The sequence below is a fragment of the Bacillus sp. J14TS2 genome (assembly GCF_018333015.1).
Lineage (GTDB): Bacteria > Bacillota > Bacilli > Bacillales > Bacillaceae_C > Lederbergia.
In genome coordinates this window covers 54,382-71,016 of sequence record NZ_BORE01000001.1, presented here as the reverse complement: position 1 = coordinate 71,016, position 16,635 = coordinate 54,382, and the positions used below count along the sequence as shown (strand labels likewise).

General features: G+C 37.5%; 14 protein-coding genes. 10 read left to right on the top strand and 4 right to left on the bottom strand.

Annotation, left to right across the window (positions count from 1 at the left end; all coding sequences use genetic code 11):
• The first annotated feature begins 27 nt into the window (after nucleotides 1-27).
• Together KI375_RS00295 and iolG are read left to right on the top strand one after the other, a co-directional pair.
• The gene (locus KI375_RS00295) at nucleotides 28-2,151 is read left to right on the top strand and encodes a DUF5054 domain-containing protein (RefSeq protein ID WP_244852124.1); all 2,124 of its coding nucleotides are present in this window, start codon (nucleotides 28-30) and stop codon (nucleotides 2,149-2,151) included.
• 331 nt (nucleotides 2,152-2,482) lie between these two features.
• Entirely contained in the window at nucleotides 2,483-3,520 is a 1,038-nt protein-coding gene (iolG, locus tag KI375_RS00290) for an inositol 2-dehydrogenase (RefSeq protein WP_212971575.1), read from the top strand.
• A 96-nt stretch (nucleotides 3,521-3,616) separates the two neighbouring features.
• On the opposite strand, the gene KI375_RS27610 is transcribed toward iolG, so the two are convergent.
• The 3 genes from KI375_RS27610 to KI375_RS00280 all read right to left on the bottom strand — a co-directional run bounded on the left by KI375_RS27610 (nucleotide 3,617) and on the right by KI375_RS00280 (nucleotide 5,499).
• The gene (locus KI375_RS27610; protein WP_280528612.1) at nucleotides 3,617-3,739 is read right to left on the bottom strand and encodes a hypothetical protein; all 123 of its coding nucleotides are present in this window, start codon (nucleotides 3,737-3,739) and stop codon (nucleotides 3,617-3,619) included.
• 657 nt (nucleotides 3,740-4,396) lie between these two features.
• Nucleotides 4,397-4,696 carry a hypothetical protein gene (locus KI375_RS00285; protein ID WP_212971574.1) on the bottom strand — a complete coding sequence of 100 codons (300 nt, stop codon included), beginning with the start codon at nucleotides 4,694-4,696 and terminating at the stop codon, nucleotides 4,397-4,399.
• Nucleotides 4,697-4,866: 170 nt separating this feature from the next.
• Nucleotides 4,867-5,499, bottom strand: a complete 633-nt coding sequence (locus KI375_RS00280; protein ID WP_212971573.1) for a competence protein ComK — start codon at nucleotides 5,497-5,499, stop codon at nucleotides 4,867-4,869.
• A gap of 406 nt (nucleotides 5,500-5,905) precedes the next feature.
• On the opposite strand from KI375_RS00280, the gene KI375_RS00275 reads away from it, so the two are divergent.
• Nucleotides 5,906-6,394, top strand: coding sequence for a sigma-70 family RNA polymerase sigma factor (locus KI375_RS00275; protein WP_212971572.1), 489 nt, complete (start codon nucleotides 5,906-5,908; stop codon nucleotides 6,392-6,394).
• A gap of 552 nt (nucleotides 6,395-6,946) precedes the next feature.
• Nucleotides 6,947-8,752, top strand: coding sequence for a glycoside hydrolase family 2 protein (locus KI375_RS00270; RefSeq protein ID WP_212971571.1), 1,806 nt, complete (start codon nucleotides 6,947-6,949; stop codon nucleotides 8,750-8,752).
• Nucleotides 8,753-9,104: 352 nt separating this feature from the next.
• Here the strand turns inward: KI375_RS00270 and KI375_RS00265 are convergent, their stop codons facing one another.
• Nucleotides 9,105-9,512: a helix-turn-helix domain-containing protein gene (locus KI375_RS00265; protein WP_212971570.1), complete on the bottom strand. Its 408-nt coding sequence runs from the start codon at nucleotides 9,510-9,512 to the stop codon at nucleotides 9,105-9,107.
• A gap of 363 nt (nucleotides 9,513-9,875) precedes the next feature.
• On the opposite strand from KI375_RS00265, the gene KI375_RS00260 reads away from it, so the two are divergent.
• The 6 genes from KI375_RS00260 to KI375_RS00235 all read left to right on the top strand — a co-directional run bounded on the left by KI375_RS00260 (nucleotide 9,876) and on the right by KI375_RS00235 (nucleotide 16,589).
• On the top strand, nucleotides 9,876-10,706 hold the full coding sequence (locus tag KI375_RS00260; protein ID WP_212971569.1) for a sugar phosphate isomerase/epimerase family protein: 831 nt from the start codon (nucleotides 9,876-9,878) through the stop codon (nucleotides 10,704-10,706).
• A gap of 18 nt (nucleotides 10,707-10,724) precedes the next feature.
• The gene (locus KI375_RS00255) at nucleotides 10,725-11,573 is read left to right on the top strand and encodes a sugar phosphate isomerase/epimerase family protein (RefSeq protein ID WP_212971568.1); all 849 of its coding nucleotides are present in this window, start codon (nucleotides 10,725-10,727) and stop codon (nucleotides 11,571-11,573) included.
• Nucleotides 11,570-13,066, top strand: coding sequence for a sugar ABC transporter ATP-binding protein (locus KI375_RS00250; protein WP_212971567.1), 1,497 nt, complete (start codon nucleotides 11,570-11,572; stop codon nucleotides 13,064-13,066). The genes KI375_RS00255 and KI375_RS00250 overlap by 4 nt, the downstream gene beginning before the upstream one ends.
• Entirely contained in the window at nucleotides 13,035-14,054 is a 1,020-nt protein-coding gene (locus tag KI375_RS00245) for an ABC transporter permease (protein ID WP_212971566.1), read from the top strand. Before KI375_RS00250 ends, KI375_RS00245 begins: the two co-directional genes overlap by 32 nt.
• Nucleotides 14,055-14,080: 26 nt before the next feature.
• Nucleotides 14,081-15,085 (top strand): sugar ABC transporter substrate-binding protein, encoded by a 1,005-nt coding sequence (locus tag KI375_RS00240; protein WP_212971565.1) that lies wholly within the window; start codon nucleotides 14,081-14,083, stop codon nucleotides 15,083-15,085.
• Between the two features lie 448 nt (nucleotides 15,086-15,533).
• Nucleotides 15,534-16,589, top strand: a complete 1,056-nt coding sequence (locus tag KI375_RS00235; protein ID WP_212971564.1) for a Gfo/Idh/MocA family protein — start codon at nucleotides 15,534-15,536, stop codon at nucleotides 16,587-16,589.
• Nucleotides 16,590-16,635: the final 46 nt, after the last annotated feature.

Here is a 16,635-nt window from a genome sequence, read left to right as displayed (position 1 = left end):
GTTTAAAAAAAGAGACGAGGAAAATAGGTGAGATCTATTAAAACAAATATAGAAGTGGTACACGTTATTTTTAAAACACATCTAGACATAGGTTTCACGGATTTGGCTGAAACTGTGACGAATGAATATATCCATTCGTATATTCCAAAAGCGATTAAGTTAGCGAATAACCTGAAACAAGCAGGCGGGAACGCCGAATTTATATGGACAACGGGTTCTTGGTTAATAGATGAATATTTAAAAAGAACTGGTGGAGAACAACAACAGCTTTTAGAAGAAGCGATCAATCAAGGATTTATTACCTGGCACGGCTTGCCATTTACAACACATACTGAGCTTATGGATAGAAATTTGTTCAATTATGGTTTGTCGATTGCAAAAAAGCTAGATAAGCAATTTTCGAAGGAAACTATTTCTGCAAAAATGACTGATGTTCCAGGTCATACAAAGGCAATTATTCCTCTTATGGCGGAGCAAGGAATTAAGTATTTACACCTAGGTGTGAATCCAGCTTCTAAAGTTCCAGATGTTCCGAATATATTTCTATGGAAGGGAACGAATAATTCAGAGATTATCGTGAATTATGCTGATAATTACGGCGATATTCTCCAAGTTGAGGGATTAAATGAAGTGATGGTTTTTGCCCATACTGGTGATAACCTTGGCCCGCCAAGTGAAAAGGACATAGAGGGCATATTTGATAAACTACAAAGTTCTTTCCCCAATGCTAAAATTAAAGCATCTACAATGGATTGTTTTGCAAATAGGATTTTAAAATTTAAGCATAAATTACCTGTTGTCTATGAGGAAATAGGAGATAGCTGGATACATGGAGTAGGAACTGATCCTAAAAAGGTGTCAAAATACCGTGAGTTATTACGTCTGCGAAATAAATGGCTGGAACAAGGAGACTTTGATTTAGAGAGCAAAGAGTACACAGATTTTTCAGATTCTCTATTGATGATTCCGGAGCATACTTGGGGTTTGGATGAGAAGAAGTTCCTAAGTGATTATAAGAATTATACGAAAGAGGAATTTAGTAAAGCTAGGGCATTAGATCATGTGCAAAAGGATGCAATACCTGACAAATATAGCTATATTGGATTATTTGCAATGGATGAAGCGAATATATCACCAAAGACGGCCGGAGCTGCTTGGTTTAATAGAAGCTATCAATTTTTTGAAAAATCATGGAAAGAACAAAGAGAATTTATCGATAAAGCAATAGCGGCGTTATCTTTTGATAAACAAAAACAAGTTCAAGATGCATTTTTATCATTAAAACCAGTAAAACAGATGACAGGTCCATTTGAAAGTCTTACCTTTAATCAGTTGCATTCTTTAACTCATTTTACAGTTAGTTTTGCTGATGATGGATCGATTAATCAATTGATCGACAAAAATGGAAAAGAATGGGTAAATGTCGATAATTCCATTGGCGCATTTCGGTATGAATCTTTTGGGGTAGACAATTACAATAGATGGTTTGAGCAGTATGTTGAAAATATTAAAGATACGCATCACTGGTCAGATGCTGATCAAGGGAAACCTGGAATGGAATTAATCAACCCAATTCCGAAGTATAGGGAGGATAAGGGAAAATTAGTCGCTTTAAAAAAGAAGGAAACTCCATCTAAAGAGATCATCCAAGTAGAATTATCTATGGCAGATGATGCGGTGGAGTTATTGGGAGCTCCAAAAGAGGTTGTTATTTTATATGAGTTTAGTAAAGAAAAACCAAAAATTGATATAGAGTTAAGCTGGTTTCATAAACAAGCGAACCGTTTGCCAGAAGCAATTTGGCTTTCATTTACCATTAATGTAGCAAATGAAAATATTTGGGAAATGGAAAAAGTAGGGGAACGCATATCACCTCTTCATGTTGTTCAAAATGGAAATAGGAATTTACATGCTATTGGATCTGGAGTGTATTATAAAGGGTCAGATGGCAGTGTTGAACTTAAAACAAAAGATGCACCATTAATATCTATAGGAGAAAAAAGGTTATTACAGTTTGACAATACATTTGCTAGTATGAATGGTGGTTTCCATTTTAATTTATATAATAACATTTGGGGTACGAACTTTCCGATGTGGTATGAAGAAGATGCAAAGTTCAGGTTTTCGCTAGATTTAACATCTTATAAGTAAATATAAGGGGTTTTATAACGACTAAAAGACTATTTAAGACTATATTTCAGATGAAAAACAGCGGGAAACTTATGTTCTTAGTACTTTTACATGAATCTCCTCAGATATAGGAATTTTCCTCTTAAGGTGTAGAGTTATATCAAAATTTTTAAAAATTCTGGGTGTGGATTAACGTATATTAAGGATTTAAGTAAGTTTGACGATAATTTATCGAATACTTGATTATATTATTTTTAAGTTTTTACGTAGGTGAATATTCTTTGACTGTTAAATAGAATAAATAAAATATTGATTTAATCAAAATAAGGGAATTTGGATTGGTGGTTAATATATGAAAAAAACATGTATTGGTATCATTGGAATTGGACGGATTGGTCAACTGCATGCGGATAATATTCTTAGAGCCAGTAACGTTAAATTGAAGGCGATTTCAGACGTTTGCTTGGCAGAGATTAAAGGCACATACCTAGAAAAATCAGTTGATTATATAACCGATGATTTTCGAAAAATTATTGCGGATCCGGAAATTGATGCCATATTTATCTGCTCTAGTACCGATACACATGTTGAAATTATTAAAGCAGCGGCTACTTCCGGAAAGCATGTTTTTTGTGAAAAGCCAATCAGTTTTAACTATCATGAAACAGAAGAAGCTCTACAAGTTGTTAGGGAAAATAACGTTAAGTTACAAGTAGGGTTTAATCGGCGATTTGACCAACACTTTCGTAAAGTCTATGAATCTGTGCAAAAAGGAATCATCGGAGAACCTCAGATCATTAGAGTGACATCCCGAGACCCTGAGCCACCTCCAGCAAGTTATATTCAGCGTTCTGGAGGGCTGTTTATTGACATGGCCATTCATGACTTTGATATGATGCGTTTTCTCTCAGGATCTAACGTGACAGAAGTACATGTATATGCCGCTAATTTAGTAGATCCAATGATTGGAGAATTAGAAGACATTGATACAGCTATAATTAGTTTGAAATTTGCGAATGGTGCACTTGGCGTCATTGATAATAGTCGAAAAGCGACTTATGGCTATGACCAAAGGGTTGAAGTTTTCGGTGACAAAGGTGCTGTTTCCGCTGGTAATGAAAGGATAACCAATATAGAAATCAGTACAGGTGAATCGGTATCCATTGATAAGCCTAAACATTTCTTCTTGGAAAGATATCAAGAGGCATATGTTGAAGAGGTTCAGTCATTTATTCGTTCCATACAAGAAAATCAACCCATTGAATGTGCAGGTGAAGATGGATTAGAGGCTGAGATACTCGCATATGCGGCTCGTCAATCATGGTTAGAAAAACGGACGGTTACGATTTCGGAAATAAAGAAAAGCAGAAAGATATTAAGCTCTAAATAATAGGCTATAGAGTCCTCAAATTTGGCACATGTAGTCATTGTTAGTAAGACTTTAAAGGTAGCCCTTCATCCATTTTCTTGAATCTCATATACTATTTTAAATGATTGGATCATAATTTTGCTCATCTAAGTGCATAACATCTCCTGATTTATAAAAAGGAATCATAGCTAAATGGATTTGAATGGATAAAGCACCATACTGGGATGTTGCTTTATCCATCTGAAAAATAAATCAATTTGTCAGCATTAGTAAATTCCAGCTTTCCTGAGATACCACCCGAGATTATATCAAGATATTTAATAAGTAAAAGGCAGTAAAGGCGACTATTTTATCAGCCTCTACTGCCTTTTAAATAGAATTGCTGAATAAAAGTTTGTCTGGGATGATTCTCAGAAGCTAGAAATCCATACTTTTCCCCGGATTTTTTTATGCACATCATTTACAGCAACTGCACTTTTTCTAGTTGTGCAAGTGTGATGGTTAATTCATGTTTCTCCGCACTATGTCTTTAACTTTAATTGTGAAGATATGATTTGGTAATCATTTGGGATATTATGACTTCTTATTTCTCTAGATAACATCGTTAACACCAAAAGAATACAAGGAAATGGGGATGAAAAGGGAAGCGAAATCTTTTAATTATACTTTTAAAATAGAAGACTATTTTAAAAGTGTTATGTATATAGCCATCCAATTAGACGTCGGATTTGATCCGTTCTGAACAAAACGTCACAGAAACCATTCGTGTTTCTGTGACGTACCCATAGTTATCCCACCTTTCCACTACCAAGTAAAGAAACAGGCTAATTCGCGACAACAATCGCCACGTCTGCTTGGCAAATCCTATGCGTTGAAAAACTCCCACTGATTGAAGTTTCACTTTATCTCATCAGGACTAAACATCAAAAATTTCACTTTTTGCTTGGTAGATGGTCGGGTTGTTGTCCAAATGTCCAGTCCATGTTCCTTTATCTCTTCCATTAGATTTTCTAGGGAATCAGCTATGGCTATATGCAAGACGTGGTGTTTCCCGCAGCCGTCAATGCTTTCCTCTTCCCAGTAATAATAACTGGCAAACGCCTCATATTGCTCTTCAAATTGCGTGTACAAGACTTGAATACGTAATTCCTTATGTGTCGTCCAAAACGTGCCTCCATCCTTTGGTAGTGGATGCATTTTATCACTCTCCCATTTTCATGTTTACAGTTTTCCGTTTAAACAACAAAATTCATCTGAAAGAATCTTAGGAAAGGGAGCAATCTGTTTCATATGACATTATATGATAGCGCATACAAACTGTATCTACTGATTAACCCTAAAATCTTCTTCCTACTCTTGAAGCAAATTTAATTTTGTAAAAAGAATATCTTTTGCTTTCCCTTTTTTTCGTTATGTGGCTTCGGCCCAACCTGTGCATAATAATAGTATGGATGTTGATATTCTTTGATGATTTGGGTATTGGTCTCGATGGGGGTATCTTCGTCTATTTCTTGAAACCGATCATGGTGTATTTTCTCGAGGGTTCTTGCTTTTATTAACTTACTTTCATAGGCTCTGAGGCTAAGTTTTAGGGTAATGATATATCTTTTACCGATGTACAAGTTGGTTTCCTTCTTATTCTCCGCCTTATAACGGTCCCCGTAATGGGAAGCAATCCAAATATTATGTTCCTTTCGCTTTGAATAAAGGGGGAACCAATAAATATTGTTATAGACTTTTACAGGAGGCATATTGATATTGCCTAAGATCTGCTTGCTTGCCTGCGAAGCACCTTCTAAATCATGCCCATAATAAAGCAGGCTATCTTGCATAATTTGTAATGGGCTTTTCCGGACTGTAAAACTATCATTTTCTTCAACGACTCGTGTCATCAAGTATCCATAGTTAACGATCAATGGCAATAAACAAGATGTACAAGACTTAATGATATAGTTCTCACGCACTTCTTCACTTTTAATATCTCCTAATCGATTGATCACTTTCACTCTCCCTTAAGTTAAATTTAAGATATTTATAAATACCTACGTCTATTATCCTATAAAAGAAGAAAAATTCCAAATAATATGATTACCAATTTTACCCCTTTTCGAATCTTCTTCTTTTATTCCTCGTCACTTAACAAACGAATGGACCAAACTACTTTATATGGTGTTTGTTTGGCTCTTTATCATTTTTCCCTTTAAAAAAATTTGCTTGAAAATGATTTTTTGCTAGATAGGACAAATCTCCCTTATTGAAATTGTAAAATGGAGTTCATTATTCAATAAATTGGCAGAAATGAACCTCATTTTTGGCAATAGATCCATTAGCTTTGAATGTAGATTTTTCTTAAGGTAGAGATACCCGGGAATACACAGAAAGCGCGCTTTCCAAAAGGAACGACAAATGGAAAGTTTTGACCAAATTGTTGAGAACTATCAACCGATGATTTACCATGCGATGAAATCTTTAGCGATTTATAAAAACAAGGATGAATTTTTTCAAACTGGCTTGATTGCCTTGTGGGATGCTCACCAACGATTTGATCATGAAAAGGGAGAATTCTCTTCCTACGCCTATTCCTACATAAAAGGGCGGATGATGACTAACCTCACAAAGCACAGGCAAAACGAAGAACAAAACGTCTATCCAGATGACAATTTCTGGGGAAACATAATGGAAGAAGAGAAACAATGGCTGGAACAGGAACATCTACAAAACTATTGCATAGGCCTTTCCGACAAACAAACCCAATGGGTCATCGACACATTCTACAAAGGCATGACCACCCGTGACATCGCCGAAAAAGAACAACTCTCCCTCTCAGCCATCAAAAAACGCAAGACTGTCACCTTAGCGAAAATACGAGAGAATATTGAGAGAGGGGTGGTGTGAATTTGGGAACAAATTTGGGGTCAGTCCCCCAGTCAGGTATAGCGTTAATGTAGTAAAGGAAAATCGTTGTGTTGGATGTGACCGATAGTCCCGTAGAGATAATACTCTTTATGCAATAAATTAGCAGAACGGACCCAGAAAATATTTGTCATAGAGAGCCATTCTTCATTGTTTTTTATACATCATTAAGATAAAGTTAAATTAATAATTTGTTCGGATGGATGTGGGCTTTTTCTGAGGAATTTGAAAAACAATTGGTTGATAAGTTATCAACTTCAACTACAAGAAATGCAATTTACAAAGATTTTAAAGAATGGCTAAAGTTAGGCGGAAGCTATTTGACAACCAGGTAGAGCCGAACGACGGCTAGAGGATATTGTGGAACTTGGAGAAGATGAAATCAAGAAGTTAGACAAGCTCATCACTCAATTATCGGTAGAGTACGACTGTGAGACGTAGAATTTAATAAAGAAGTGTTAGGAAACTGAGACGGTTATTAAGGTTACCAATGAAATCTTTAATAATTAATCTATTAAAAGGGTGGTATGAAAAATGACGAATGATCACATTCCAAGAAATGAATATCCGAGGCCGCAACTGGTCAGAAAAGACTGGATAAATTTAAATGGAGAATGGGAATTTGAAATTGATGCGAGTGATAGTGGAAAGGAACGCAAGCTTTATAATAAGAAACACCTGTCACGGAAAATAGTAGTTCCTTTTTGCCCAGAAAGTAAATTATCTCGAATTGAAAATAGGGATTTTATGAATGCTGTATGGTATAAAAGGGAATTTTCTATCCCTAGTAATTGGAGAGATAAAAAGATACTCCTTCATTTTGGAGCAGTGGATTATGAAACGGAAGTGTGGATTAACGGGCATTCCGTGGGGACACATGTTGGCGGGTATACACCGTTTACATTTGATATAACAGAAACATTAAATGCTGATGGTGGTAATACAGTGACTGTTTATGCAAAGGATGATATAAAAAGTAGATTGCAGCCATGTGGTAAGCAGGCACTTGAATATCATTCGAATAAATGCAGATATACTAGAACGACGGGTATTTGGCAAACGGTCTGGCTTGAGGCTGTTCCATTAAGTTCGATTGACACATTTAAGATTATTTCGGACATCGATAATAATCGCGTTACTATTGATACCAGTTTTCAGGGAGATACTTTAGGGTATTCCTTTAAAACGCTCGCAAGTTACGAAGGTAGAGTTATGGGCGAAACTGAGTTGTTGTTATCTTATAAAGAGAATATTATAGCATCGATTGATTTATCCGAATTATATTTATGGGAACCTGGGGACGGAAAATTGTATGATTTACAACTTTTCTTATTACGGGACAATGAAGTGATAGATGAAGTGACAAGCTACTTTGGAATGAGAGAAATAGCGATTAACAAGCAAAAGGTGCTTATAAACGGTAAATCGGTATTCCAAAGGTTAGTACTAGATCAGGGTTATTATCCCGATGGTGTTTATACAGCTCCTACAGAAGCTGATTTAAAAAAAGATATAGAATTGGCTATAGAGTTGGGGTTCAATGGTGCGAGATTACATGAAAAAGTTTTTGAACCGCGGTATCTATATTGGGCTGATCGGTTAGGATTCATGGTTTGGGGAGAATATGCGGACTGGGGATTTGATTTTAGTAACTTAGATGCCTTCGCAAGATTCCTTCCTGAATGGTTAGAGTCGGTTGATCGAGATTTTAATCATCCGTCAATTGTGGGATGGTGCCCTTTAAATGAAATTCAAGGTGCAAAATTTAAAACGGAGAGTGGTGACTCTGTATTATTACCTGATCAAAACGATCATGTCGTTAGCATGATTTATCGATCAACGAAACGTATGGATAACACGCGACCTGTGATTGATGTTAGTGGATTTTTCCACGTTGAAACTGATATTTTTGATGCCCATTTGTACGATCAAGACCCTGAATCTTTTGCCGAAAAGTTTGAAGACTTCAAACATGGCGGAAAGCCGTATATTAGTTTTAATTATTCGGATGAAAAACAGAAATATGAGGGTCAGCCCTATATGCTTAGTGAGTATGGTGGGATTTTTTGGGCACCTGGTGAAACCTTGGAACTTGAAGATTGGGAAGCCGGGAAACCTAAGACAAAAGAAGAGTTTATGTATCGTTATGATGGGATTACAAAAGCTTTATTGGAACATCCTAATATTTTTGGTTTTTGTTATACACAACTTTACGATATTGAACAAGAGAAGAATGGTTTATACACTTACGATCGCCGTTTGAAATTTGATAAGGAAGCTATTAAAAGAATCAATAGTGGAAAAGCGGCTATTGAAGAGAATACAGATGTAAACAAATGAAGCCTCTAGTCAGAAATATGCGAGGTTAGGGCTTATTAAAGTAGACTAAATTGGCTACTAGTCAGGATGAAATGAACAAATCAGATCATGTTAAAATAAATAGACCGTCACAGAATTCATTTGGAGTTCTGTGACGGTCTATTTCAATCGCGATCGCCTGGTTTAAACATCAAAAATTCATTTGCCTTAGTTTGATTTAATCTGCCTATCTCACTAAATATTAATTTTACTGCTTCTTCTTCCGTTCCAATTAAAGGAGGAAGCTAATAAATATAGGGGTTCCCCAGTTTTTTTATTTAATGTCAACGGAACTTCTTATCCGTTTTTCTGAAACAAAAAAGTCTTAAGTCAATTACTCACCTGAATCGTATTTGCGCATCCTCGCTTTTTCGACAATCCACTCAAAATGATCGTTCAATTCCTTAACATCTTCTTCAGAGAGGATCGCCCATTTTTGAGACTGCAAAAAATAAGCCGATTTTATTCCTTTATTTGCAAGGTCGTTTGTAATGTCTTTTACTGCTTTTTCATATTGAGTTAAGTTACTATCTTCTTTATATTCTGTTCCACGAATCAGGAAATCAAGGGAGACATCGAAAATATCCGCTAGTTTTATGAGTGCTTCAAATGAAGGACGTCTTTCCCCTCTTTCGTAAGATCCATACACATTATCTGTAAAACCTAGCTTATGACTCATTTCCTTTTTTGAATAGCCCTTCTTATCACGAAGATTTTCTAGTCGCTGTTCAAAGCTCTCCATCCTGAACACCTCTCTTCATTTGGCAAAAACTTAACACAATTTGTGTGTTTGTATTGATTAAACACACGAAATGAGTTGACAATTCGACAAATTCTGCTTAATATAGATTTATGGCACACAGAACGTGTGTTGTGTAGATGGTTTTTAGTGTTACTCAAGTTGAGTGGAAAGATTACTACATTCAACTTGGAAATTCAGAAAGTTGAATTCCCAAATGGGGGGGGATGTCTCAAATAAACCTAGATTTAAAGATCAGTTGTACATTGTGAAGGTATGTGATAATCAACTATCACTATCATTACATTAGTAACGTATTATATTGAGGGTCAATAAAGAAAAATTTAATACAAGGAGGATTTTTTTATGTTTACGTACAGTTTTGATTCACTTGTTTATTATGGGGAGGATGTATCGAAAAGTATTGAGAGAGTCGCACGGTTTGGTTATGACGCAATTGAATTAATTGGAGAGCCGGATGCTTATGATACCCAAAAGGTAAGGAAACTTGTAAATGATTATGGCATTACTGTTTCTTCGATATGTTCCATTTATAATGCTGAACGTGATTTGGCCCACCCTGATCCCGTGAAACGCAGAAATGCAATAGATTATGTGAAAAGAGTAGCAGATATGTCTGTTGAAGTTGGGGCGCCGGTGATGATTGTCGCTCCGACAGCAAATGGGAAAACGACATCTTTAGCTCATTACGAGGATGAGGTAAATTGGGCGATTGAAGGAATACGAGAGGGAGCGGAATATGCGGCTACTTTAAATGTGGATTTGTGTATTGAAGCTTGGAATCGCTATGAAACGTATATGTTAAATCGTTTAGATCAGGCTCTAGACATGTGGAAAAAAGTCAATCTACCGAATGTCGGGATTATGGGGGATACCTTTCACATGAATATTGAGGAGGATGATATAGCGGAAGCGATTCGAAAAAGTAGTGATGCATTGATTCATATCCATCTTGCTGATAACAATCGCAAGGCACCTGGATTAGGGACGATTGATTTTGTGCCCATATTAAAAGCGTTAAAAGAAATTGATTATCAACGACCTCTAACATTTGAAATTTTGCCAGCAGCTGCCGATCCATTTGCTGTAATGGAAACAGGTGGGGGGCGAGAATTCTTTGATGAATATACGGAAAAATCGATTGATTACATGAGGGCGATTGAAAAATCAATTTAAGAAGGGGGAGGAACTACCATGAAATTTGGTGCAAGTACATTTATATGGGTGTCCCCATTTTCGAATCATACATTAGATCTGATCGGAAAAGTGAAGAAGATGGGTTTTGATTATATCGAAATTTGCATTGAAGATCCAGAAACCATTGATGTTAACGCGATTAAACGACGACTTAAAGCGACCGATCTTGAAGCACTCGTTTGTGGTGCCTTTGGACCAATGCGTGATATCAGTTCTGAGGATGAAAGTATTCGGGAAGGTGGAGTTGAATACATTAAGCAATGCATTGATATAGCAGCAGAGATTGGTTCCCCACTGGTTTCAGGTCCGATGTACTCTGCAACAGGAAAAACGAGATTACTTTCAAGTACTGAAAAGGAACAACAGATTGAGTGGGCAGTCATAAACATGAAAAGGGTTGCGGAGTATGCGCAAGCAAAAGATATAAAACTAGCAGTTGAACCGTTAAATCGCTATGAAACAGATTTTATGAATACAGTACAGCAAGGATTAGAATTCTTCGAAAAAGTGGAATACGACAATGTTGGATTTCTACTAGATACTTTCCATATGAATCTTGAAGAAAAAAGTATACCTGAAGCGATAAAACTTGCCAATGATAAGATTTTTAACTTTCATTCTTGTGAAAACGATAGAGGAACACCGGGAACTGGAAACATACCGTGGAACGAAGTTGCGCAGGCTTTAAAAGACATTAATTATATGGGTCCTAATGTAATCGAATCTTTTACTTCCGAGATTAAAGAAATTGCAAGAGCCGTTTCGCAATGGAGGCCACTGGCACCGACACAAAATTCTATAGGAGAAGATGGATTGGTGTTTTTAAAGAAGGTTATGAACGAATGATTCATACAATCCAAATTCAGAATATCCAAAAAAGTTTTCATGGTGTTCAGGCACTAAAGGATGTCAGTTTTACTATTCGTGGTAGCCAGATTCAATGCCTCGTTGGTGAAAATGGAGCCGGGAAATCAACCATTATTAAGATTCTGGCAGGTTATTATCAACCAGACCAGGGTGATCTCATAATGGACGGTGAAAAGATTGTTTTCTCTAATCCAAAGGATTCAAAAAAATACGGAATATCCGTTATTCATCAAGAGTTGCTTCTTATTCCACATTTAACAGTCGCAGAAAATATATCTCTAGGACAATGGCCAAAAAAACAAAGAAGTCTAGTGGATTGGGAAGAAATGAAGCACCGTGCGAAGGAAGCGTTAAATAAGTTAGGTGCAAATATAGATGTAGAAGCGGTTGTCTCTACATTGTCAACTGGAGAACAGCAATTAGTTGAAATTGCTCGTTCTCTCTCAATGGAAACAAAAGTGCTTATATTAGATGAACCTACGGCGTCTCTTTCAGAAACGGAAACCCAGCAATTACTGAAAGTTGTTAAACATTTAAAAGAAAAAGGATTAGCTATCCTTTACGTCTCTCACCGATTGGAAGAGGTGTTTGAATTAGCAGATTATATCACAGTATTCCGCGATGGAAAGTTGGTAAAATCTGCATCACCGAAAGATATAACGCCAAATAATATTGTCCGGTTGATGGTCGGGAAAGATGTAACGTTAGAAAGAATTAAAAAGCATCAACATGGTCAAAAAGTGATGGAAGTGAAAGGGTTAACACGTAAAGGGGCACTGGCTAATGTTTCTTTTGATGTGCATGAAGGTGAAATAGTAGGCTTAGGTGGTCTTGTTGGAGCGGGAAGGACGGAAATATTCAGATGCCTATTTGGAGTGGATCCAATAGACAGCGGCGAAATTTTTATCGAAGGAAAGGAAGTTCCCATTAAAAGTCCAACAGATGCAATTCAGCATAAAATTGGATTGGTCCCTGAAGACAGAAAGACCCAAGGGCTAGTTTTATCTAGTAGTGTGAGAGAAAATACATCCCTATCGATCCTCAATCGCATTATGAAATTCGGATGGATTAACAAAAGTAAGGAAAGAGAGGTCGTAGAGAATTACAGGAAACGGCTGCAGATTAAGACCCACAGACTAGAAACAATCGTCATGACATTAAGTGGTGGAAATCAGCAGAAAGTATTATTAGCTAGATGGTTAGCGACACATCCAAAAATTTTACTATTAGATGAACCAACAAGAGGAGTAGATGTCGGAGCGAGAGCAGAGATTCAACGGCTAATTGAGGAACTTGTTGCTGATGGATTAGCGGTCGTCATCATTTCCTCTGACATTATGGAGCTATTGGCATTGAGTGACAGAATCGTTGTCATAAGAGAAGGAAGAAGTGTTGTGGAACTAAAAGGAGACAACGTGACGAAGGAAGAGGTGTTGAAATATGCAACAGGAGCAAGCGAAGACGAATCCTGAGCAAATAAAGCTAGAGAAAAAGGATGTAATGAAAAATTCCCGGTTTGATATCAAAAAATATATAGGTAGCCTCGGGCTTTTACTTGTGATCGTCGCATTTTGCATTGCACTTAGTATTTTGTCTCCTGTCTTTTTAACAAAGGCTAATTTAGTCAATTTACTTATGCAGTCGACGATCCTAGCAACATTAGCATTGGGAGTTACGTTTGTGATCATTACAGGAGGTATCGACTTATCTGTTGGCTCTGTCATGGCGGTATCTTCAGCTATTGGCCTAGGTTTAATCGTTTATAATGATGTTCCTGTTTTTATAGGGGTACTTGTCATGATTTTAATTGGAGCTGCTTTTGGGCTTTTAAATGGATTGTTAGTTACAAAATTACAATTATCCCCATTAATTGTCACACTTGCGACGATGGGAATTGCACGTGGAATCGTGTTAATTTACACGAATAGTGCGAATGTTAATCCAGTCCCTGAAAGCTTTGTGAAATTAGCGTCCGGTCATTTTTTAACAATCCCTTATTTAATCGTTGTTGTAGCGATTCTTACTGTTATCGCCCATGTGCTTCTAAAACATACTGTATTTGGAAGGTCCGTCTATGCAAGTGGTGGGAATGAACTAGCTGCACAATTATCAGGAATTCGAACAAAAACAATCATTACCTTAACGTATGTTTTAGCAGGAGTAGCTGCTGCAATAGGAGGTTTATTGCTAACGGCACGGTTAGAATCGGCGGGTCCTTCCGCAGGAACTGGTATTGAATTAACTGTTATAGCCGCAGTTGTTATTGGTGGGACAAGCTTATTCGGTGGGCAAGGGAATATTCTCGGCACCATCTTAGGGGTCATATTGCTGTCTCTTGTATCAAATGCTATTAATCTACTTGGTGTACCACCAGCATGGGATGCCCTTGTAACAGGAAGTGTCATTCTTGTTGCGGCCATTTTAGATGTATATCGACGTAAATTTTCTTTAGGTACGTAAACGAATTAGTTGAGGTGAAGAAAAAGATGAAGATGAAACGAATAAATAGTCTAGTTGTATTTCTTATGGTTTTAGTGTTAGTGGGGTGTAGCTCGAATAATCCATCTGCTACCAATAAGGAATCAGAAGAAAACAATCATAATGAAGAAACAATCGATATTGCTGTTTTGTTATGGAGTCGTGGGTTTGAATTTATGGTCGCGCTGGATGAGGGGATTAAAGAGGAGGCTGAAAAATTAGGAGCAAATGTAACGGTTCTTGATGGGCAAGAAGATAGTCAAGTACAGCTTCGACAAATTGAGGATAATATTGCGAAGGGAGTCGATTTAATCATCCTGGCACCAAATAATTCAGATGAATTGGTTCCCGGTGTAAAAAAGGCAAACGATGCAGGGATTCCGGTTGTCACCGTAGATAGTATTGTCGCAGAAGGTGCAGAAATTGTCAGTAGTATTTCTTTTAATAATGCAGAGGCTGGGCAGGTAGCTGCCCAATATATTAGGACAGCTTTGGGAGAGGGAACGGTTCTAGAGCTGACTGGGTCTCCAGCAGCGTATCATGCCATTTTCCGTGGTGGCGGGTTTAACCAAGGGATGGAGGAATCCACCGATTTCGAAGTGATTTCACAGAATGCGGAATGGTCTGCTGAGGAATCACAAAGCATTACCGCAGATTCATTAACGGCCAATTCGGAAATTAACGCCATCTTCACCCATAATGATGATATGCAACGCGGTGTACTAAGTGGACTTAGACAGGTGGATAAATTAAAGACAGCAGAAGAAGATGGATATATTGTGTCGGTTGGTGTAGATGGAACGCCAGAGGCATTGGAACGAATTAGAAAAGGTGAGCAAGCAGCGACTGTGAATCAAGATCCTTTTGAGATGGGGGCACTTGCTGTACAAACGGCAATAAAATATATAAAAGGTGAGGATGTACCAAAAGAACAGTTTACTCCACCAGTGCTAATTACGAAGGAAAATGTAGATGATCCTGATTTATGGGGAAATGTTATGAAGAATAAATAACGCGAGGCTTATCAAGTTGTTGTTCGTGATCCCTCACTTAGGCTTTTTGAAAATTCCTAGCTTGAAGTGGGGCGTATGGACGGTTGCACAGGGATAAACTTTTGAAATGAATTATATTCAGAATATTCTTTTTTGAATACAGAGTTAACTGGCAGTAAAATCCCCATTTCAAGAATTCAAGATGAAAACGAGAATTGCAAGTGGGAGACAACTGCCAGTAAATACCCGATTGGTTCAGGCCAGGAGGACGCAGGTCACAATTGCGTTGCAACGTACAGGACGTACTAGTGAGGGCGAAACGACAGGATGTTGCGAATTTAGTTTGATCCTTAACATTCAGTGGGGATGAAAAAAACCACTGAATGAAGTTTCACTTTATAGGCTGTCAAAAAAATTAATTAGCGACAGCTTATTCTTGAAAAAATTTTTAAAGAGAGGAAGTCGTGTAATGAAACCATTGAAGCTGATTCAAGTCGGTATAGGAGGATGGGGCTGGAGCTGGGTACAAGTTGTGTTAAGCTCTCCTCACTGGGAGCTAGCCGCGATTGTCGATTTGAATCATGATTTATTGAATAAGGCTTGCCAATACTATCAGCTTAGTCCTGAATCTGCTTTTACAACATTATCGGAAGCGATACAGGAAACAGAGGCAGATGCCGTTCTTGCGGTTGTTCCGCCTGATTTTCATAAAGAGGTGGCTTTGGAGGCATTTGCGCATAATCTTCATTGTATCATTGAAAAACCGTTGGCTGGCAACGTGGAAGATTCTTTAGCAATAATTGAAACGGCAGAGCGAAGCGAACGTAAACTGATGGTCAGCCAAAATTATCGCTATAAGCGTGCTCCGCAAACCGTTAAAAATGTCATTCAACAAAATATAATTGGAGAACTAGGAAGTGTGTACATTTATTTTCAAAAGGCACCTAAATTCTCAGGTTTTCGGACTGAAATGGAAGAACCACTTATCACCGATATGGCGATTCATCACTTTGACCAAATTAGAGGGATATTAGACTTAGAGCCTATCTCTGTGCATGCTATCTCTTGGAACCCTCAATGGAGTTGGTTTAAAGGAAATGCGATTTCTTCCGTTTTATTCGAAACAACCAGCGGAGCGGTCGTTTCATATACAGGTAGCTGGGTTTCGCGTGGGTGGGACACCAGTTGGGATGGTGATTGGCGTATTCAAGGGGAAGAAGGAGAAATTCATTGGGCTAACAATCAAGTCATTATAAAACCAAATGACATCTTTACCTCTGTCTTTATGAAAGACGCTTTGGAATCAAATGGTCACCTGCATGTAAATTTACGATCATTGGAAACGGAAGAAAGATGGGCAAGTCTTCAAGAATTCTATGAATCAATCATTGATAACCGAGAGCCTGATTCCTCTGGGAGGGATAACTTAAATAGTCTTGCAATGGTGTTAGGAGCAGTTAAGTCCGTAAAGACAGGGAAAAAGGTATATATCAAAGATGTTTTAGGAATTCGAGAGGAAGTTTAAAGTTTGGAAGCTAGGATAATGGATGTACTTTTTTGCGGTATGGAGT